This is a genomic window from Candidatus Zixiibacteriota bacterium (genome assembly GCA_014728145.1).
Taxonomy (GTDB): domain Bacteria; phylum Zixibacteria; class MSB-5A5; order JAABVY01; family JAABVY01; genus WJMC01.
In genome coordinates this window covers 1-20,151 of record WJMC01000149.1, presented here as the reverse complement: position 1 = coordinate 20,151, position 20,151 = coordinate 1, and the positions used below count along the sequence as shown (strand labels likewise).

Genomic DNA, 20,151 nt, shown 5'->3' with positions numbered 1-20,151 from the left:
GTCATGAAAAACCTGGAATTCTACATTCTGGATGTCTTCGCTGAAAGTAAATACGCTGGCAACCAGCTGGCGGTTTTTCGCAATGCGGGTGATCTGAAAACCGATGAGATGCAGACCATCGCGCTCGAGATGAACTATTCCGAGACGACATTCATACTGTCCGAGGATAAACGCGAGGGCGGTTACGATGTACGTATCTTCACCCCGGCCGAGGAAATCCCCTTTGCCGGCCACCCGACACTGGGAACAGCTTACATTATCCGCAACGAGATGGAGATGGTAAAAAGTGATGAAATCAAGCTCAACTTGAAAGCCGGGCAGATTCCGGTAAGTTTCGGCTCGGACGGCGAGGTGATCTGGATGCGCCAGAATCCGGCTGTTTTTCGCCATGTGCTCAACCACGACAGGGTGGCTGAATGTCTCAACCTGCACACCGAGGATCTCGACAGCCGTTTCCCGGTTCAGGAAGTCTCGACTGGTACGCCGTTTATTATTGCGCCCTTGAAATCACTGCAAGCTATCAAACGGGCACATATCAATCTCTCTAAATTCATGTCGATGGTGGATGAACTGGAAGGCAGGGCGATCCTGCTCTTCTGTCCGGAAACATACACTGACAACAACGACCTGAACGTGCGTATGTTCGCTGACTACTACGGTGTCCCGGAGGATCCGGCTACTGGTTCGGCCAACGGGTGCCTTGCAGGTTATCTGGTCAAGTACGATTATTTCGATTCCGAAGAGATCGATATCCGCGTCGAGCAGGGCTATGAAATCAAGCGCCCTTCCCTGTTGTATCTGAGATCTGCTTACAAAGATAGTGAAATCCGGGTAGAAGTCGGTGGCAAAGTGATCCTGGTAGCGAAAGGAAATCTGCTCTGATACTGATCCGGTATAAACTAAAAACCGAGTTGTAATTAATGTTATCGGGGGGAGTTCTGCATGAGAAAACTAATTACCGCATTATGTTTGATACTTGGCCTGTCGCTGACACTGATGGCCGACTGGCAAAGCGACCTGGATCAAGTGATAAAATCTGACAATCCCGCAGAGACGGATGAATTGATCGCGAGTGTAGTCTCTGCTGATCCAGACTGGTGGGAAGTAAAAGCTTATCTCGAGAACATCGAATTCGAACCCGCCGAAAAGGGTGATTTTTTCCTGCGGGAAATTGAATGCGCCGATGGTAAGATGCGTCCCTATGTTCTCTATGTACCCGAAACCTATGATCCCAAAGAGCCGACACCGCTGTTTGTGATCCTGCATGGCGGAGTGAGCCGCAGTGAGATTTTTTCTACCCAGCTGGATTACGCGCGTGATCATGAGTTCGGCATTATCGCCCGTGACAATGGCTGGCTGGCGCTCTGGCCTTTTGGCCAGATGGGCGCGACCTGGTGGGATGAAGTCGGGATGGCCAATATCGAAAACCAGATTCACACGGTTAAGAGAGAATACAATGTGGATGACAACCGGGTTTATTTGGGTGGGTTTTCCGATGGTGCCTCGGCCTCGTTTTCTCACGCTATGCTGAAGGCCAGCGACTATGCCGCCTTTATCGCCCTCAACGGTCATATGGGTGTTGCCGGTATGGCGGGAGATTACCATCTCTATCCGATCAACCTGCGCAACCGTCCGATCTATGCTGTTACGACCGACGAGGACGAGCTCTACCCGACCCGTACGATGAAGCCGACTATCGAGCTGGCGCTCTCGGCCGGCGCCGATATCCTCTACCATGAATTCGAAGGGACTCATAATATCGATGACTACGAAAAAGAAGTCCTGCCGATTATTGACAGGTTTTTGAGCACTCATGTGCGTGATCCTTATCCGACCGAGCTGATCTGGGAAACCGCTGACACGAACTATGGTCAGTTGATGTGGCTGGATATCAAAGAGACATTCATGGGCGAAAACCCGGACTGGCATGAAGTTTACAATATAGAGATGACCGATGAGCGGATCGTGATCGGATTTATGCCTCTCTGGGAATATGAAGGAGAAGGTGTTGCGGTCGACCAGGTGGTCGATGAAGAGACTTTCGCCGCCAGCGCGGGGCTCGAGTCCGGCGATATAATAATTCAGGCTAACCAGGCGGATATCGTCAAAATGGAAGACCTGGATAATTTCAAAAGGACTGTCAACCGTGGCGATTCAGTAAACTTGATTGTCCTGAGAAATGGTGAAGAAGTTGAGCTTTCTGGCCAACTGCCGGAAATCGACCACTTTCCCCTGTTCGATTACAAGCGCGAATCCGGCCTAACCCGGGCAAAAGCTGTCGCAAACCGGATTGAAATCGAGACCTCGCGCGTTTTGAGGCTTGGGATCAGGGTGAATCCAGAGTTGTTCAATCCCGATCACAAAATTACCATCGTAGTCGACGGTCAAACAAGATACGACCAGGTGGTCGAACCGGATCTTGATTTTATGCTCAGAAACTTTCTCGAAAACCGCGACCGAAGCCAGATATATATAGCAGATGTTGAAATCATAGTTGTGGAATAATGGATTACAAGAAATATACCGAAGCTAATCGCATTGCCTGGAATCAGGCCATGCCTTATCATCAGAAAAACAGACCGCTCGACCCTCACGTGAAGTTCAAAGAAAGCGGCTATTCGACTCTGGATAAACATGAGACCGAGATGTTGAATAAAATCGGTCTTGACGGCAGGTCGGTGGCTCATCTCTGTTGCAACAACGGGCAGGAACTGATTTCGATTGTCAACCTCGGCGCGAAATCGGGTGTCGGTTTCGATATCTGCGATGAGGCGATCGATGAAGCAAAGCAACTGGCCGAGATATCGAAAGCAAATTGCGAATTCGTTCGTATCGATGTATACGATATCGAATCGAGCTGGCATGATAGATTTGATCTGGTCTATATCACCATTGGAGCACTGCCATGGCTTCCTGACCTGCGGGGTTTCTTCGCAATCGTGGCAAAAATGCTCAAATCCGGGGGCATCCTGATGATCTATGAAAGCCATCCGTTTTTAAACATGATTGCCACCGATGACGAACCGGAATACGATCCCAGAAATCCTTTCAAAATATCGTATTCATATTTTCGCGACGAAATCTATGAAGACACGTCTGGTATCGATTATTACGGAAACGAGTCATATGACGCCCATGTCAGCTATGAATTCTTTCACCAGTTGTCGACAATCCTCAATACTGTCATAGCCAGCGGTTTCGAGATTAACGCGTTTCATGAGTACCCGCATGACATTTCCAATTGCTTTGGTCATTTGGAGGATGACAAACTCCTTCCGCTCTGTTATATTCTGACCGCAAAAAAACGCAATTAGTTTTACCAGGGGAGGATATATAATGAAATCCAGTATAATTGCAGTTACAATTTTGGTTTTCACGATCATATTTTCTGGTTGCGCATCAGATGCAGAGCAGAAGCAAGCCGTCAAGATAGACAGCGATCTGGCACGCCTGACATCGTGGATGAGCGGATCGTTTTCGAGCTACCGTCAGTCGATCGAGGATTCCAGCTATTACGATATCCGCCTCAAGATGGTGCCGGTCTGGCGTCATCGCTCTGACGCGCATTGGCTGTATGTCGAGCAGGCAGTCTCAGAGTATCATCAGAAACCATACCGCCAGCGAGTTTACCGGGTGAGCAGGATAGATGACACGACGTACGAGAGCGCGGTCTATGAACTGCCCGATCCTCTCACCTATGCTGGAGCGTGGAAAGATGAAATTCCTCTCGAGAAACTGAATCCTGATTCATTGATCCTCAGGCAGGGATGCGAGATCAGGCTACATCCGCTGGGAGATTCCGCTTTCCATGGCAGTACCGAGGAAAAAGCCTGCGAATCGACACTTCGGGGAGCCAGTTTCGCCGAAAGCGAGGTGTTTTTGACCAATGAATACCTGACCAGCTGGGATCGAGGTTTCGATTCTGCCGGTATGCAAGTCTGGGGTGCTGAAAAAGGCGGTTATGTATTCGACAAGCTATACGATGCAGATGAAATCCCGCTGGTTATGGATATGATTGCCCTCGATAAGGCGTACATCGCCTCACTGGCACTGACGGATATGGGAAAGCTCGATAAATCCAAACTCGCTCTCGAAAGCCTGCTGTCCACCTGGGCGGTTTTCAGGTCAAATCATTACGATTATACTGACAGCCAGACCTGGCAGGACCTGTTTGATCTGGTCGAGAATTTCTTCGTAAGCTCAGCGGGCGCACTGGAGGCGGAGGGAAATCCGATCGCCGCTCATGAACTTCTGGAGCAGGCCAAAATGCCAATGACGAGTCTGAGAAACGAGTTGAATCTCGAGTACTACATAGACTACCTCAATTCCTATCACGGCATCATGGTCCGGCTTCTTGAAAGTGTGCAGTTGAAATACGGCGATCGTCTCAACGAAATCGACCTGGAGCACATCAGCGATCTAACTGCAGAAGCTCAGAAACGCTGGCAGGCAGTCCTGATTGCCGACTTCGACCCGTCCCTGTACTCATTCGATACTGAAAAGATCGAGACACTCAGAAGCTACCGCGAAGCTCACAGTAAAGCTCTAAATACCATGAAAACAGCAATCGTTACAGGAAACAAAAAAGAAGTGATAAAGGCGGTCAAAGCTCTAAAACCGAAATTCGCACGTATGTACAAATTATTTGGCGACGATATGCTTCTGTCACAAGAATAAATAATACATCCACAGGAGGACTATAATGGCTATCGAAAGCGATTTAATGCTGTTTCTGGGATCATCAACGATCGGAGACGGAGAACCCGACCTGGGTGAGAAACTGATGCAGAGTTACCTCAAGATGATTCTCGAATCTGAACGGATTCCCGCTAAAATCGTATGCATGAACTCGGGCATATTTCTGACCACCGAAGGCTCGCAGGTTTTGGACAGCCTGGAGGCCTTCGAAAAGGAGGGAGCTGAAATCCTCAGCTGTGGGACCTGCCTGGATTATTACAAGCGCAAGGACAAGCTCAAAATCGGCAGCCCGACCGACATGAAAACGACCGTTAACTCGATGTTACAATTTAAAAAGATACTATCTCCATAAAAAACCGGCGTAAAAAGGCCGCCTCAATTAGAGGCGGTTTTTATCAGAAAAAAATAAGCAGTTCAAGAGACGAATTAACTCCGCTCAAACTAAATTATTGCGGTCAACTATTTGTCCTTCTCGGCTTTCTTAGCCATTACTTTCTGGTGTTCCGGTGAGCCTTCCCTGAACAGCCGGATGCCACATTCGGGGCATTTCTCCTCACGGCAGGGACTGCCCTTCTGGTGAGGTTTTTCAAATCCACACCGGATACAGACACATTTTCCGCCGGGTCCCATAATACCCTGGTCTCGTTTTACCATCTAATCACCTCCTCATGTACAGACACCATTATAAGCATATGCTCAAAATGCGCAAGTGTTATTGCGAGTTATTTAACAGACATAAACAATGACGCAATTTTATGAAAATTTTGTATACTACCCATTGTCCGATTTTATTGATAAATGAAATTGTAGACGAACTTTGAATGGTGCCGATATTACATGTAAGTATTTATGACTGATCTAGAGCGACTCAAACAACGCATTATCGAATTGACCGGTTGGCGCTACATCGATACACCCTCGATTGTGGTTGACACTTCCGACTGGATGAGAATCGTGCGGGGGGATATAATCCGCCTCGATGGCCGTGATTTCGTGGTACGGGGAAACAAGCATGAAACCAGGTTCGGAATCGGCGGTCAGCCCAAGTACTGGGTCTTTTCAGCGTATGACTTCGAAACCGGCGAACAGAAGATTATCAAGACGGTTTTCCACGAAGACTTTTTCGCCCATATCGGCATCTTCAAAATCCATTGCTACCGGAGTCCGGAAAAGGAAGGTGAGGTCCTTGAACTGGTAAAAGGCGATCGCCGATTCATGCAGGGCTACACGACTTATGACGAAAAGGGCAATAACGTACGGGTGATCGACTTTATACCCGGCCAGACTTTTTTCAACTACATCCACTCCATCTCCAAATCTCATGAGCAGTATTTCCATGAAGATCTGCCACGCATCCTTTACAACCTGGTAGCTGCAATCGATGCTATCAGTTTTCTGCACGAACACAAATACTGTCACGGCGATATTCGCAATGACCATATCATCATCGAACCTGAAACCGGGCAATATCGCTGGATAGATTTCGATCTCAAGCAGAATGTATCTGACTTTGACACATGGAGTATCGGTAACATTCTCAACTACGCAGTCGGTAAGGGCATCACTTCCTTTCAACAGGTAATGCGCTCGAAGGAGTTTACCGATGAAGCCAAAAACAGCCTTGTTCCGGAAGATGGATCAGCTTTTTACGAGTACAGGATAATGAACCTGCAGAAGCTCTACCCGTATATCCCCGATAGCCTGAGCGCTATTTTGAATCATTTCACGATCCGGCCTCGCAAGGTCTATTATACATTGAGTGACCTGATGGATGATTATTACCGTATGCTGGATCAGGACTTTCCCTTGCGATGACGGCTTGAAATTATAGATTATAGATAGAAATTCAGTAAGAAGCCGGGTTTGATATGAAAACTGTCATTATCGGTGGGGGCCGTGCCTGCCGGGAAATCATAGAACTCACCAGCGGAAGTTTCCTCAAGGAGCTCACCTTCAATATCGTCTGCGTGATGGATCCCGATCCGGAGGCACCTGGAATGATATTTGCCCGCGAGCAGGGTATTGAAACCACGACCGACATGATCAAGGCGATCGCTATTCCGGAGGTTGCCACAATTATCGAGCTGACCGGCAGAGATGATGTGCTGGAGAAGATTCAGCGCAGTCGTCCGCCCGGTGTCAAGCTGATCGACCATACTTTTGCGCGTATTTTCTGGGACCTCCTGAATGCCCAAAAAGAACAGAACCGCAAGATCGAGGAACTGGCTGAACTTGAGCAAAAACTCGAACAGGAAGGTCATTTCTTACAGCAACTGGTCGACAACATCCCCGAGCTTCTGGTGGTACTTGACAAAGACAAGAAAGCGATCCGAATCAACCAGAATTTCAGCAAGTTCGTAGGTCTGCCTCCCTCGGAGGCGGTAGGGAAAACCTGTCCGGAAATGTTTGCCGGGACGAGTTTCGAAAAGCATTGCCGGGATGACACAGCTATCCTGGATGAGACCCTGAATCAGGCTGATTCATTTACCTCGATCTGGATGACACCTCCCCCGGATGAAACCCACTGGGAGGTGACCCGCAAGCCTCTTCTGGATTCCGATGGCAATCCGCAGGCGATCCTGGCGACCTGGCATCGAATCACAGAGCAGGTCAAGCTCAGGCGTGAGGTCGAAACCGCTGAGGAACGCTTTCGAAGCTTCATCAATTCGGCCAATGACTGGATTTCGATGAAAGACCTTGACGGCAGGTACATAATCGTCAACCCGGTCACAGCAAGCGCCTTCGACCACAGGCCGGATGATTTTATCGGCAAAAAGGCCGAAGAAATCCTGCCCCATGACCTGGCCCAGACGATTCAGCATCACGACCAGGAAGTGATCGATTGCAAATGTCATCGCACCTATGAAGAAGTCATCAATATCGACGGGCGCGATCATCATTTCCAGACAGTGCGTTTCCCACTCAACGACTACAAAGGGCAGGTCCAGGGTGTCTGCACGATTATGCGAGATGTCACCTCCGAGCGCGAACTTCGTGACCAGTTAATCCAGTCCTCCAAGCTCTCAGCGCTGGGACAGCTCGCGGCCGGCGTGGCACATGAAATCAACAACCCTTTAACAGGTATTTTATCATACGCCGAAGACATGGCCGAGGAAGTTCCGGAAGATGACCCGATGAACGAAGATTTAAACGTCATCATCCGCGAGACCATCCGATGCCGAGACATCGTCAGGAACCTGCTGGATTTCGCACGCCAGGAAGCTCCCCACCTGATACAGGTAAATCCCAACCAGATCATCGAGCAGACACTGTCTTTGGTTGAACGGCTTCCGCAGTTTCGTAATATTGCAATCAGGAAGAAAATCGATGAAAACATGGTGGATATCTCCGGCGATCCACAACAACTGCAACAGGTGATTCTAAACCTGATGCTCAATGCCTCCGATGCGATGAAGGGCAAGGGGGAAATACACCTTTCGACTATTTATGATCGACGCCACAACAGGGCCATAATCGAGGTCGAGGATAACGGCCCGGGAATACCGGAGAACCTGATCGACAAAATATTCGAGCCGTTTTTTTCAACCAAGGGCACCAACGGTCTCGGCCTGGCAGTCAGCTGGGGTATTATAGAACGTCATAAGGGCACGATCGAAATCGACATGGCCGACAACGGCGGTGCGATATTCAAGATAATCCTTCCCATAGTGGAAACTTGAGGATGCTTATGAAAACAAACAGGAGAAAGCTATGCAACGCAGTTTGAATGTTCTGGTGGTTGACGACGAACAGATCGTTTTAGACAGCGTCAAAAAGCATCTGCGCAAGGAAAATTTTACGGTTTTCACAAGCCTGGCGGTACGCCCGGCTCTTGAAAAGATAGACCAGCACAAGATAGATATAATCCTTACCGACCTGATGATGCCGGATATAGACGGGCTCGAGTTCATGTCGATGGTCAAGGAAGATCATCCCGATCTGCCGATCATCATGGTTACCGGTTATGCCACCATTAATACCGCCCTGCAGGCCACTCAACTGGGCGCGTTCGACTATATCGCCAAACCGTTTACCAAAAAAGAACTCCTGGGAGTACTCCATCGGGCCGCGGAACTTGTGCGGTCAAAAGATGAGAATGAATCGGTCGATGATGATGACAGTGCGGCCAAGACAGATTCCAGCCAGCCCGAAAAAAGTGGATTCAAGACTATCGGCGATCACAGCTGGCTGATGACTCAGGAGGATGGAACAGTGCTTCTGGGCGTCAAGCGCACCTTCCTGCACACGGTCGGGCAGATCAAGACAGTCTCGCTTCCCGAACAGGGCGATGAACTTCGCCAGGGAGGTGTCCTTCTACAGGTCTTCTCTTCTGACCTGCAATCTCATTCACTGGTCACCCCGCTCTCCGGGACGGTTATCGATGTCAATCAGAAAGTGCTCGATGATCCCGACAGCACGCTCCAGGATCCATATGGCGATGGCTGGTTGATCCGCCTCAAACCCTCCAAATTCGATTACGAAATCAAGATGCTGGGACTCTAATGCCTCAAAAAAAACCCGCTCCAGTTAGCGAAGCGGGTTTTCACAATTAACTTAACAGAGTCAGCAGTCCGGTGTACCGTCACCATCAGTATCACATGGCCTGGTACCGTCCTGGAAGATGTAATTGACAATGTAGAAGGCATCGCTGACATTCACCATCCCATCACAATTGCAGTCTCCCACTTCGAACGGATGCGGGCAATGTCCACCCAGGAAAATATAATTGACCTCATGAATCACGTCGGAGACATTGATCTCCCCATCATGGTTATTGTCACCGCATATAGGTTTCTGGGTCAGCATGTAGTTTATCGTATTGACTAACAGGAACTGTCCCCATTGTGTCAACGAATCCATTGAGGATGAACTCCCCCAGAAGAAATATTTTGTGTCCTCCTGTGCCATCAAGTAGTGCAAGCCTGATTCCGTATTTCTGCCAAACAAGTTTAGATCGAGCTGAGGCTCGGGCACGTAAATATTCCGATTACCAATATAGTTATCGATTTTTACAATCGAATCCGCAGGGATAAAAGATTTGAGGTAATAGGGATGCTCGTAGAGTTCGTGATCCTGCTGATACAGAACAACGTTAGCGTTCCCATGTATTCCCATCGAGTTCAAACTCGTCACATGATCGGTTGACAGCATTTCATCGAACACGCGTCCCCCACCGTAACTCATTCCGATGACCGGCCTGTGCGCCTGGTCGATTTCGGCCGCCAGCAGACTGTCGACACTGCTGTTGAGATCCCTGCCGAGTACGATAGCATCGTAGGCAGTTAAATCGGTAGCAAGAACATCACCTGCGCTGACGACATCGACATTGAATTCACCCACCATAGTTAACAAGGTGGCGTAGTCGTTAGCCTGTGCAGTATCTTCTTCATATATATAGACCAGGTCTCGATTTGCGGGTAAATACTCATAGTTGTATTCCACGGGTATGTACATACTCACAAGTGTATTCGAAGTAACATTTTCAGATATGTAGATAAAAATCGAATCAATATATGTAGTTCCTCCAGACACGGCGGGGGCTAAAGTTACAGTGCCGCCGGGAATTTCCAGAGCAGTCTTATCATGAGCGCGCCCGGAACCGTCAGCTAAGAGCCAGGCATGTATTACAGCTCCGTTAGTTGTATTTATCTCCGCATCAACAGTTATTTCAACCGGCTCGTAGAAGCTCATATTGCTCGGCGATGGCGGATTGAGTGTGACATTCTTGATCTCGTTTTCATATCCAAAATAATAGTTCACGGGGATGAACATATCGATCAGTGTATCTGTGTAGTCTTTGGACCTCATTACGTACCGGAAAGAATCCACCTCGGTTTCGCCTGACATAATCGTAAAGAAGTCGCTTCCTGAGCCAAAACCGTAGGTGAAATAAGCCGATCCACTGGCACCGTAACCCGGGGTCAATTGACCATCGGTATAAGGTCTGCCAAAAATCATAACGGTATCGGTTCTCGGATTGAAATAATCAAATGAAATATTAACGTTGTCACCATTATTCAGTGAATACGGTGATTCAGGGGTGAACTGTACATTTGTGATACTGGCTGGAGGATCGCAGGTGACGCTTCCGATCCAGGTGGCCCATTTGTAGTCAGTAGTGGTAGCGTATTCCGCATGCATCCACATTGAATAGTCCTCAGGATCGACCCAGATACCGTTGTAGTCCCCCCAGCGGTTGCGACCGTTATAGACATTTTCATAGGGGCCTTCACCCGCTTTCAAGAGAGCACTGGAGTTGTTGTTTTCGAAATCGAGTACATAGCGTATGCCGGCATACTCGCTGACCCCGGAGCGGTTAAAGACCATGGTCACACATTGGCCGTTACGAGAAGGAGTAACCTTCGGGTAATAGTAGTCAAAGTCGGGATGACCAAAGTTTCTTTGATGTTCTACATCCAGCGTCGCACTGTTGACACGATAGTATTTGAGGCCGGCTCTGACATTGCCACCGCCCCAGTCAAGCCCGGCAGTAAATGCAAAATAAAGATTGCCAAACCGGTAGATCACCTCCAAGGCCCGGCAGTCATTGGTGTTGATATCCGGGTAACCATCGGGCTGTTCTGCATCAGGAGGAATAGTATAGGTACCGGAAGCCACATCGCCCTGACGACTGAGCGACGGAGTGGCCGAAAGTGGATTAATCAAACGCCAGACGGTTATGAAGTCCCCACCCCCGGCATCCGTATTCACCAGCCAGTTGCCCACAGGACTCGACATCACTTCAGCCGGTTTAACTGAAAATGCGGTACTGCCATCTGAGTTCTTCATACTCCAGAAATCATGCCAGGTGGCAGAAATACCAAAGTATATTTCTGATTTCTTCAACAGGCGCAGTCTCGAATACTGGAAACTGCCGCCAAATTCGTACTGGTTGGAGGTGATATAGATTGCACCTTCGTAGTCATGAGCCAAGCCGGGAAAATCTGCCCACGTATCGGTTGGAGTTGATCCATTTAAAGTAGCGTCGAGGTTATACAGATACCATGTACCAAGCGGATTATCATCATCGGAGATGGTTATCATATAAGATGCTTCCTCTGTAGTATTATTGCGCGAGACTGCCAGTATCACCCAGCGTTCCTCGTGGTTGTCGTAAATCACCTTGGGATCGAAAATCTTTCCTGGCGGACTTACATTTGAAAACCAGGACGCGAATGTGGTAGAGAAGAGCAGATCCCCGTTTTCCTTGTCATAGATAGCGAAGGCGGAATTAACACAGCAAACCAGGTGCTCCTTGCCTGCCGCCAAAACCGGATCGGGCGGGAACCAACCGGTATAGCTGAACCCCGGGTATTCGTTGACAAGAGTTCTATCGCGATCACTGCCGGAAGACACATCAACAGTCAGCTCTCCCTCGGAGCTCAGCTGACCCCGATTGGCCTGCTCTTTCAAACGTGCTATCGCCTGCCGATCATGATATAAAGTCGCGGGCAGATCCTCCGGTATATCAGACTCGGATAAATCGGCCTGTTCAACCTCAAATGTCGAAACTGTAACGGCGGAAACCCGTTGATTCGAAGAAGCCTGTTCAAATATCACTTCTGAAGCGTCACCTTCAGTTAGTATAGATGAAGAACTCAGCAGTATGATAACAAACACCACTGCTGTGGTAAAAGTAAAGCTGTTGACCATCTTGTTCGCATACATAGTCCCTCCAGAATAATTATAGCAGTTTATACATTCAATCGGATCTGTCTTGTACCATCATGTTTAAAGGCTGGTATCTACCCTATTGATGTCATTCCAGGATGCATTACTCTCAAGGTGTACAACCATAAAATAGCAATTCGAATATCGATGTCAAAAACTAAATTGCAACTTGTTAACTAATTTCTACTGTCACGAGAACGTCAGATAGGCTCAATTCTTTGAGCCATAAGCAATCAAGTATGACAGTGATCAATTTACCAGACTCCAAAAACAATGAACTTTGTGGAGCATCGTACTGTTTTATAGACCAACCTGGTTACTTTTGGACATCTCGAACAGATTAAAAAGCGAGGAGATTATATGGACAATGAACGCCGAAACTTTTTAAAAGGTGCGGGAGGTGCCCTGATGGGTGCCGGACTTTTGGGCACACCCTTCGTAAGCGGGCAGGCGCAAACCAGTTCACCAACACTGGGAATTCTTTCAGCCCATGAACTCCCGCCTCTCGATTACCCCTATAACGCGCTGGAGCCGTACATCGACGAACAGACTATGCGACTTCATCACGACAAACATCACCAGGGCTATGTCAACGGCCTGACCAAATCCGAGGAAGAAATCGCCAAGGCCCGTGCCAGGGGTGATTATGACATGGTGCAGTACTGGACTAAAAAATCCGCCTTCCATGGCTCCGGTCATTTTTTACACTCGATTTTCTGGAAAGTTATGGCGCCCGCCTCCAACGGCGGTGGCGGTCAACCGGAAGGTATGCTGGCACAGAAAATTCATACCGACTTTGGTAACTTCGAGACCTTCAAGGCCCAGTTCTCAGCAGCCTCTAAATCTGTCGAGGGGTCCGGCTGGGGGATACTCAGCTACCGTCCCGACGACGACCGCCTGATCATACTGCAGGCTGAAAACCACCAGAAACTGACCCAGTGGGTCGACCACCCCATCCTGGTTCTTGATGTCTGGGAACATGCCTACTACCTCAAGTATCAGAACAGGCGCGGTGAATATGTCAATAACTGGTGGAACGTTGTTAACTGGCCTCAGGTCAATGAATTTCTCAAGAAACTGCGGGTTGGCTAATTAATTGCTCCATACCTTCACCACTCAAATCTGATAGCATTGATAGATATATAGCGTGCGGCAGGCCGTAAACAGCCTGCCGCAACATCGAAAGGGTCAGTGTACATTTATCTGGGGATATATGTCAACTCTTGAGGCTGGCTGTTTCTCCCCTGTGCTTTCCTGAATCGGTCTCTAACTCTTCCCAGCCTGTAATCATGGCCTTGATATTCGAAAGTGGCGTATGCCCGGTAGTGGTCAGGTAAACATGGGCCACCACGAAAGCCATCATCAGGTAAGCCGCACCGGTATGTACGAACGCTATCACCCCCAGTGGAATCCCGATCCCGAAACCATCCAGATCATTATAGTAATAATACGCGAATCCGCTGATAATCTGAACCGGGAAGATCAACACTTTTAAACCCAGATATGTCAGCCTCTGGAGCGGATTCAGTTTCGATATCTCAGTCTTTCCGGCAGGGTGCGGTTCGTTTTTGAATATCCCCACCAGGTAATAGCGAATCATCTCTTTTAAGTATTGTTTGGTGGGCAGGTACTGGCGCCATTCACCCGTCGTAAAGTGCCAGAAAATCGCGAACGCAATCAAGACCAGGAGAATCCAGACCACCGTGTTATGCAAGTCAACCGCCAGTTGATAGTCGATGAAATTGAACGTACCATGCACCTCGAAGCCGGTATAGAGCAATACGATCACCATCAGGGCCTGCATCCAGTGCCAGAATCGTTCGAAACGTTTGTATAAAAAGACTCTCTTCTTCATGATTCGACCTCGCTCTCATCCGGCTCATCATCGTCGTCGTTTTTCCTGCTAAAGACAACTCGCAGGCCGGCATGGACTAATACTCCGGCAACAGAGAGGAACACGACACCCCAGCCGAGGAAATCGAGTCCCTCGAAAGCGTCCCGGCCAGGCATATAGAAACCGCCTAACTGTGCCAGCCGGCCCTCACGGCTGTGGCAGTCCTGGCATCTGAGCGCGTCTTCAGCGGGTGAAATCATGTGGGTAATCGGCCAGTACATCTCGGTTTCAACAAAGCCGACCTCTCCTGAAAACGGCAATCCGACGTAATCCATTCCCTTTTGAGCAGATTTGACCCAGTCGAAATCTTTCCAGTACGCGCCCGAGCCTTTGGGGCCGAACAACTTGGGTATGATCAAAGTCCGATTGATCGGATCGTAAACCTGCTTGCCACGATGAACCTTGGTGGGCCAGATTCGAGACTCCGGATCATCTTTATCACCCAGGAGACGGTTGATCCTGACCGGTTTTGTGGTATCATTGATCAGGTCGCTGACAAGATGATTGCTGGCCGAGCCGTTGAACCAGACATATTCCGGCACCGTCATTCTGTCCCAGCGGAATTCACCCTTCATCGTATGGTAGGTGATATTGCCATGTTCGTCTTTTTCGACGATCATATCACCGTTTTCATCGAACTTACCCGCCTTCGACCAGTCCCACCAGAACTTGCTGTAGCGCTTCTTGGCGGCATAGGGAATATGACAGGCCTGGCAGGAAACCTTGTCTATGTGATCATTGATCTTGGCCTGCCGGTGAGGTGTTTTTGTATGACAGGATTCACAGGTGATCCGTTTATCATCGGGCGTGCGCGGAAACGCCCCTCTTTCCGATGCGGCCGGAACCGCGTAGCATCGTCCTGAGATCTCATGATCTTTTGTCGTATGGCAGTCTATACATGAGAAATTCAGTCCCTCGCGGTCCATGTGAACATCCAGGTCGCGAGTAGGACGTTCGAGGGTCTCATCCAGGTCGGCATGCTTGACTCCTTCACCACCACCTCCGTAGAAATGGCAGACTCCGCAGTTATGCCGATTGGGAGTACCGACATTCTGAGCCACATAGCTCAAATCAGGTGGATACCAGATGCGACCGCCGAATTCTTTTTTTTCGTAGGCCGGATGGCCGGCATCTGTCGGAAACTTCTCGTAAGTGCCGGTCTGGTCATGACATACCAGGCAATCGACATTGCGCTCGGAGCTGAAGTCGAAAGTGCTGTCCCTCCAGCCGTAACCGGAATGGCAACTTGTGCAACGCGACTCGTTAGATGGTAGAGCGATACAGAAGTTATTGATGACCACCGACTTACCCAGAATAGGGTCGATCGATTTGGGACATACCCAGGTCCAGTGAATCGTCTTGTGAACCTGCCTGGCGGCTTCTGTATGACAGCTCAGGCAGGCATCGGTAACCTCCGGCCCGGTTTTAAAATCCTGTTTTAAGATTTCGAATTCGGAATGGTCGCCGGTCACAGCCCCGATTTCTGAAGACATTGTGATTAAAAGTATTACAATAATTGTAACTATCAACCAGGGGAACCTCATATGCAACTATCCTTCAGTTGTATCGATATATCTTATTTTTTAGATACGTTTCGGACGAAAACGATTCGAAAATTATGTTATTTTTTTCACAATGTTTATCATACAAATAAAGTATTCTATTATTTGTACAATTTGCCTGATTCAGGAGGTTATAGTTCGGAATCTATTTGATATTCAGCAGAAATGATGTTTTGAGGTCGTTTTCGAATCTGACCAGGTCAACTTCAACGCCCTGATCTGAAAAAGAAGTCACGAAATCCTTATGGGACCTGTTCCGACGGTAATCGGGCTGTCGGGAAGGTATCTTCAGGTAGCGTTCCATCTGCTCGGTCGATCCGGACAGGTTCAAGACAACGTGGTAGAGCACACTCTCACGACGGCGGTAGATCGCTGAACCGGCTACTTTCAGGCCGTTTAGTGTGATATCCGAAATACCGTTGAATCCGAGACCTCTGATACTCTGCTTTTTCAGTGCTTCAATAATCAGGTCGTTGAAAAGACGAAAATATTCGGGATTCTTCTTATTGGGATCGTTTCTGAGCGAAAACGATACCACCGCCATATCCGCAGACAGAACGACAGCGCATCCGCCGGTATCACGCCGGATAACCGGCACATGATCAACACTGATAGCGTCGGTGATCAACTCATCGGAAGGATCGGAGCCTTTGCCAATCACTACCATCAGTTTCTCCGGGCGCCAGACAATGACGGATTGAGATAGACTGCCCGACCTGTACAATTTCAGATCGGGCAGGTCATATTTTTCGGAGATCTCTATCGCCATAGCAGTCTATATATGAACCGGTTTGTCCTCGGCCACGAAAGCGGCTTCCAGCATCGTCTCGCTGACAGTCGGATGGGCATGAACCACCTGGGCCACATCTTCGACCGTACTCTCCAGAGACATCGCCATCACGGCCTCGGCGATCATGTCGGTAGCATCCGGTGCCACGATATGAACCCCCATGACCTCACCGTATTTGGTCTCCGAAAGGATCTTGACGAATCCTTCTGTCTCACCTTCGATCATCGCCTTGCCGTTTACTGATAACGGAAACTTTCCGACTTTGTATTCGATGCCTTTCTGCCTCAGTTCTTCCTCGGTCATTCCAGCGGTTGCCATTTCGGGGAAGGTGTATATGTTTCTGGGCATCTTGGATAAGTCGAGTTTTTGCTTGATTCCGTTCATGTGGTTGACCGCAACCGTGGCCATAGCCGAGGCGGTCTGGGCAAAATACTGCCCGGCCACATCACCGGCGGCATAGATATTCTCGCTCGAGGACTGCATGAACTCATCGGTTTTAATCGCGCCTCGTTCGAGTTCCAGTTCGTTCGGACCCAGATCCGGCAGGACCGGCAGGCGATGTCGGCTGTTGATAATCATGTCGCACTTGACGAACTCATCGCCCAGGTAAACTCCGTCTTTAGCGTCCTTGGTAACCGTGGCATTGGTAAAGATCTTGATTCCGCTTTTCTTGAATTTGTCAGTGACAAACTCACGCAGCGATTCATCGAGGTAGAAGACGAACTCTTCGCGATCGGTAAAGACTGTAACCTCCTTGCCGATCAGCCTCAACATCTGCGCGATCTCGGCCGCGTTGACCGAGAAACCGTCGATCAGGAAATTGTCGGGTACTTCGTTTAAGGTAAAGAACTGATCGATCTCGACCAGCTTCTTCTCGTCGACTTTATCGGCATAAGGGAATTCTTCCGGTCTCGAACCGGTGCAGATCAGGAATTTGTCGGCGCTGTACTCGCTTTCTGAAACCTGGATTTTATCCTTGCCTGTGAACCTGGCTTCGCCGTTTATAATCGTAACCTTGTTTTTTTTCATCAGGTACTCAACGCCCTTGACCAGCCGCATCACAATTCGATCTTTGCGCGAAACCATTTTTTTCCAATTGACCATAATATCTTTAGCCTTGACACCTTCGATTCCGAAAGATCTGGCTTTGCCCAGCCTGGCAAACAGTTTGGCGGTTTCGATATAGGCCTTGGAGGGGATACATCCCCAGTTGAGGCACATCCCGCCCATCTTGTTTTTTTCGACCAGGGCGACATTCATGCCCAGCTGGGCGGCACGGATCGCTCCCACGTAGCCGGCTGGGCCTCCTCCGATAATTATCAGATCGTATGTCTGCATCGTATGTGCCTCCTTACATCATTAACATGGTCAGCGGGTCGGACAGCATGGCCATCAGATCCCGAATGAAATTAGCCGCGTGGGCACCGTCGACGATCCGATGATCGAAGCTCATCGAAAGCGGCAGGATATGACCGGGTACGATCTGGTCGTTGTCATCCACCACCGGGCGCTTCATAATTCGGCCGATTCCGAGAATCGCCACCTCGGGATAATTGATGACCGGGACACCATAAGTACCGGCGATCGAACCGTAGTTGGTGATCGAGAAAGTCCCGCCCTTGAGTTCGTCTAACGTCAATTTACGGTCACGGGCACGTTCGGCCAGATCGTTTAGATCTTCTGCTATCTCGATTATACTCTTGCGGTCGGTGTTGCGAATAACCGGAACCATCAGCCCGTCCGGGGTATCGGTCGCGAATCCGATATTGTAGAATTTCTGGTAGATAGCCCGGTTATTGGCCATGTCGAGTTTGCTGTTGAGCGTCTTATGACGTTTGAGAGCCAGGGTAACCGCCTTAATGATAAAAGGCATATACGAGAGCTTGATACCCTTTTCAGCCAGCTCGGCCTTTTTCTCTTTTTTGAGAGCAACCAACTTTGAGACTTCGACTTCTTCGAAAGCGGTGGCATGAGGCGCGGTCTGTTTGGACTGCACCATGCGGTTGATGATCGTCTTGCGAATCTGGGTCAGCTCTTCGGTTTCGATCAGGTCTTCCTGTCCGGGAGCGACCTTGATCTCTTCGGCTTTTCCCTTTCTGGGAACAGCGGGTCCCGACTGTTTCTCGTCGAACGCCTTCTGAATATCCTCTTTCATGACACGTCCGGCGGGGCCGGTGCCCTTGACCTCGTTGATATCTATCCCGAGGTCTTTGGCCATCTTGCGTGCCACCGGGGTAGCCAGCGCTTTCTTACGAGGTTTGACGGCATCTTCGGCCGCCTTCTTATCCTCCAGGCCCTCGCCGGTGGATGGCAGAAATGCATCACCTGTGGCATCCTCGATCATGCCGACCACACCGTAGCCTTTTTCCTCAACCGGTTTGGTTTCGGTATCGGCATGGGCAACTTCATCGGCGGAAGCTTCTTTTCCGTCGGTTTCTTTTTCGACGGCCCCGGGACGGTCTTCCTCGGCGACCTCTCCTTCGACTTCCATTTCGACTAAAGCGTCCTCGACATTTATGACTTCGCCCTCTTTGCCGTAGAGGTTTTTTATCACGCCGTCACGAGGGATCGGGATATCGGTCACAACTTTATCGGTCTCGACTTTGATGACCGAGTCACCCTCCGAGACGGTCTGACCTTTTTTGACATACCATTCGAGGATTTTGCCTTCGGTGATACCCTCTCCGATATCCGGGAATTTGAATACGTAAAGCATAAATCCTCCTTAAAACTCGACAACTTTCTTGATTTCGTAGTGGACCCTCTCCGGGGTGGGGAAATACAAGTCTTCACCCATCGGCAGGGGCACGATCGTGTCGTAACCGGTCAAACGGGTGGGGGGAGCTTCCAGATACAGGAACGCTTCCTCGTTTGCCTGAGCCATAAGCTCAGCGGCCGTACCGAAACTCTGCGGTCCCTCATGGACGACCAGCAGACGGCCGGTCTTCTTGACCGAATCCATGACCGTGTCAGTATCCATGGGGAATATCGTACGCAAATCTATAAGCTCGATCGAAATTCCTTCTTTTTTGGCCAGCGCCACACCCTGTTGAACCGTCTTCAACATCGCGCCGTAGGCGACGACAGTAATCTGCTCGCCCTCCTGGACAACCTTGGCGGTACCGAGTTTAATCCTGTATGGTTCCTCGGGGACATCCTGCTTGATCGCGCGATAGACCTTTTTCGGCTCCAGAAACAAGACCGGATCGTTATCCTCTATCGCCGAAATCATCAACCCCTTGGCATCGTACGGGGTGGCTGGCATAACCACCTTCAGGCCGGGGATATGACCGTAGATCGCTTCCATCGATTCACTGTGCATCTCCAGCGCACGAACACCTCCACCATAGGGGGCACGGATCACCATTGGAACGTGCATATGCCCCCTGGTACGAGTGCGCAGACGGGAGACATGAGAAATTATCTGGTTAAACGCGGGATAGATAAATCCCGAGAACTGCATCTCCACTACCGGCCGCAATCCCATAGCCGACATACCCACGCCGGTACCGGCTATCATCGATTCCGCAAGCGGT

General features: G+C 49.4%; 17 protein-coding genes. 9 read left to right on the top strand and 8 right to left on the bottom strand.

Annotation, left to right across the window (positions count from 1 at the left end):
- Positions 1–3: 3 nt before the first annotated feature.
- From GF404_08920 to yedF, 5 genes are read left to right on the top strand one after another with little or no spacing between them, the layout of a single operon-like run.
- Positions 4–882, top strand: a complete 879-nt coding sequence (locus tag GF404_08920; protein MBD3382304.1) for a PhzF family phenazine biosynthesis isomerase — start codon at positions 4–6, stop codon at positions 880–882.
- A 60-nt stretch (positions 883–942) separates the two neighbouring features.
- Positions 943–2,505, top strand: coding sequence for a PDZ domain-containing protein (locus GF404_08915; GenBank protein MBD3382303.1), 1,563 nt, complete (start codon positions 943–945; stop codon positions 2,503–2,505).
- Positions 2,505–3,314: a methyltransferase domain-containing protein gene (locus tag GF404_08910; GenBank protein ID MBD3382302.1), complete on the top strand. Its 810-nt coding sequence runs from the start codon at positions 2,505–2,507 to the stop codon at positions 3,312–3,314. Before GF404_08915 ends, GF404_08910 begins: the two co-directional genes overlap by 1 nt.
- Before the next feature lie 22 nt (positions 3,315–3,336).
- On the top strand, positions 3,337–4,677 hold the full coding sequence (locus GF404_08905; protein MBD3382301.1) for a hypothetical protein: 1,341 nt from the start codon (positions 3,337–3,339) through the stop codon (positions 4,675–4,677).
- 25 nt (positions 4,678–4,702) lie between these two features.
- A complete protein-coding gene (gene yedF / locus GF404_08900) occupies positions 4,703–5,050 on the top strand; it encodes a sulfurtransferase-like selenium metabolism protein YedF (GenBank protein ID MBD3382300.1) in 348 nt (115 codons plus the stop codon).
- A 107-nt stretch (positions 5,051–5,157) separates the two neighbouring features.
- Here yedF and GF404_08895 read toward each other — a convergent pair whose 3' ends face one another.
- On the bottom strand, positions 5,158–5,352 hold the full coding sequence (locus tag GF404_08895; GenBank protein MBD3382299.1) for a ferredoxin: 195 nt from the start codon (positions 5,350–5,352) through the stop codon (positions 5,158–5,160).
- A gap of 195 nt (positions 5,353–5,547) precedes the next feature.
- Between GF404_08895 and GF404_08890 the strand changes: the two genes are divergently transcribed.
- The 3 genes from GF404_08890 to GF404_08880 are packed head-to-tail and all read left to right on the top strand — an operon-like array spanning position 5,548 to position 9,201.
- Positions 5,548–6,513: a protein kinase gene (locus tag GF404_08890; protein ID MBD3382298.1), complete on the top strand. Its 966-nt coding sequence runs from the start codon at positions 5,548–5,550 to the stop codon at positions 6,511–6,513.
- Between the two features lie 53 nt (positions 6,514–6,566).
- The gene (locus GF404_08885; protein MBD3382297.1) at positions 6,567–8,378 is read left to right on the top strand and encodes a PAS domain-containing protein; all 1,812 of its coding nucleotides are present in this window, start codon (positions 6,567–6,569) and stop codon (positions 8,376–8,378) included.
- Between the two features lie 31 nt (positions 8,379–8,409).
- On the top strand, positions 8,410–9,201 hold the full coding sequence (locus tag GF404_08880) for a response regulator (GenBank protein ID MBD3382296.1): 792 nt from the start codon (positions 8,410–8,412) through the stop codon (positions 9,199–9,201).
- Positions 9,202–9,261: 60 nt separating this feature from the next.
- Here GF404_08880 and GF404_08875 read toward each other — a convergent pair whose 3' ends face one another.
- A complete protein-coding gene (locus tag GF404_08875) occupies positions 9,262–12,366 on the bottom strand; it encodes a hypothetical protein (GenBank protein MBD3382295.1) in 3,105 nt (1,034 codons plus the stop codon).
- A 363-nt stretch (positions 12,367–12,729) separates the two neighbouring features.
- Between GF404_08875 and GF404_08870 the strand changes: the two genes are divergently transcribed.
- Positions 12,730–13,461 (top strand): twin-arginine translocation signal domain-containing protein, encoded by a 732-nt coding sequence (locus GF404_08870; protein MBD3382294.1) that lies wholly within the window; start codon positions 12,730–12,732, stop codon positions 13,459–13,461.
- Between the two features lie 124 nt (positions 13,462–13,585).
- Here the strand turns inward: GF404_08870 and GF404_08865 are convergent, their stop codons facing one another.
- From GF404_08865 to GF404_08840, 6 genes are all read right to left on the bottom strand, one after another.
- The gene (locus tag GF404_08865; GenBank protein MBD3382293.1) at positions 13,586–14,224 is read right to left on the bottom strand and encodes a cytochrome B; all 639 of its coding nucleotides are present in this window, start codon (positions 14,222–14,224) and stop codon (positions 13,586–13,588) included.
- On the bottom strand, positions 14,221–15,807 hold the full coding sequence (locus GF404_08860) for a tetrathionate reductase family octaheme c-type cytochrome (GenBank protein MBD3382292.1): 1,587 nt from the start codon (positions 15,805–15,807) through the stop codon (positions 14,221–14,223). Before GF404_08860 ends, GF404_08865 begins: the two co-directional genes overlap by 4 nt.
- Before the next feature lie 163 nt (positions 15,808–15,970).
- On the bottom strand, positions 15,971–16,594 hold the full coding sequence (locus GF404_08855) for a hypothetical protein (protein ID MBD3382291.1): 624 nt from the start codon (positions 16,592–16,594) through the stop codon (positions 15,971–15,973).
- 6 nt (positions 16,595–16,600) lie between these two features.
- The gene (gene lpdA / locus GF404_08850) at positions 16,601–17,953 is read right to left on the bottom strand and encodes a dihydrolipoyl dehydrogenase (GenBank protein ID MBD3382290.1); all 1,353 of its coding nucleotides are present in this window, start codon (positions 17,951–17,953) and stop codon (positions 16,601–16,603) included.
- Between the two features lie 13 nt (positions 17,954–17,966).
- A complete protein-coding gene (locus GF404_08845; protein ID MBD3382289.1) occupies positions 17,967–19,331 on the bottom strand; it encodes a 2-oxo acid dehydrogenase subunit E2 in 1,365 nt (454 codons plus the stop codon).
- 9 nt (positions 19,332–19,340) lie between these two features.
- Positions 19,341–20,151: alpha-ketoacid dehydrogenase subunit beta (locus GF404_08840; protein MBD3382288.1), on the bottom strand; the 811-nt coding region annotated here is incomplete at its 5' end.

What these genes read in the sequence shown, in the direction of transcription:
- GF404_08920 (MBD3382304.1), top strand. Translation starts at nt 4, where the DNA reads ATGAAAAACCTGGAATTCTACATTCTGGATGTCTTCGCTGAAAGTAAA.
- GF404_08915 (MBD3382303.1), top strand. Translation starts at nt 943, where the DNA reads ATGAGAAAACTAATTACCGCATTATGTTTGATACTTGGCCTGTCGCTG.
- GF404_08910 (MBD3382302.1), top strand. Translation starts at nt 2,505, where the DNA reads ATGGATTACAAGAAATATACCGAAGCTAATCGCATTGCCTGGAATCAG.
- GF404_08905 (MBD3382301.1), top strand. Translation starts at nt 3,337, where the DNA reads ATGAAATCCAGTATAATTGCAGTTACAATTTTGGTTTTCACGATCATA.
- yedF (MBD3382300.1), top strand. Translation starts at nt 4,703, where the DNA reads ATGGCTATCGAAAGCGATTTAATGCTGTTTCTGGGATCATCAACGATC.
- GF404_08895 (MBD3382299.1), bottom strand. Translation starts at nt 5,352, where the DNA reads ATGGTAAAACGAGACCAGGGTATTATGGGACCCGGCGGAAAATGTGTC.
- GF404_08890 (MBD3382298.1), top strand. Translation starts at nt 5,548, where the DNA reads ATGACTGATCTAGAGCGACTCAAACAACGCATTATCGAATTGACCGGT.
- GF404_08885 (MBD3382297.1), top strand. Translation starts at nt 6,567, where the DNA reads ATGAAAACTGTCATTATCGGTGGGGGCCGTGCCTGCCGGGAAATCATA.
- GF404_08880 (MBD3382296.1), top strand. Translation starts at nt 8,410, where the DNA reads ATGCAACGCAGTTTGAATGTTCTGGTGGTTGACGACGAACAGATCGTT.
- GF404_08875 (MBD3382295.1), bottom strand. Translation starts at nt 12,366, where the DNA reads ATGTATGCGAACAAGATGGTCAACAGCTTTACTTTTACCACAGCAGTG.
- GF404_08870 (MBD3382294.1), top strand. Translation starts at nt 12,730, where the DNA reads ATGGACAATGAACGCCGAAACTTTTTAAAAGGTGCGGGAGGTGCCCTG.
- GF404_08865 (MBD3382293.1), bottom strand. Translation starts at nt 14,224, where the DNA reads ATGAAGAAGAGAGTCTTTTTATACAAACGTTTCGAACGATTCTGGCAC.
- GF404_08860 (MBD3382292.1), bottom strand. Translation starts at nt 15,807, where the DNA reads ATGAGGTTCCCCTGGTTGATAGTTACAATTATTGTAATACTTTTAATC.
- GF404_08855 (MBD3382291.1), bottom strand. Translation starts at nt 16,594, where the DNA reads ATGGCGATAGAGATCTCCGAAAAATATGACCTGCCCGATCTGAAATTG.
- lpdA (MBD3382290.1), bottom strand. Translation starts at nt 17,953, where the DNA reads ATGCAGACATACGATCTGATAATTATCGGAGGAGGCCCAGCCGGCTAC.
- GF404_08845 (MBD3382289.1), bottom strand. Translation starts at nt 19,331, where the DNA reads ATGCTTTACGTATTCAAATTCCCGGATATCGGAGAGGGTATCACCGAA.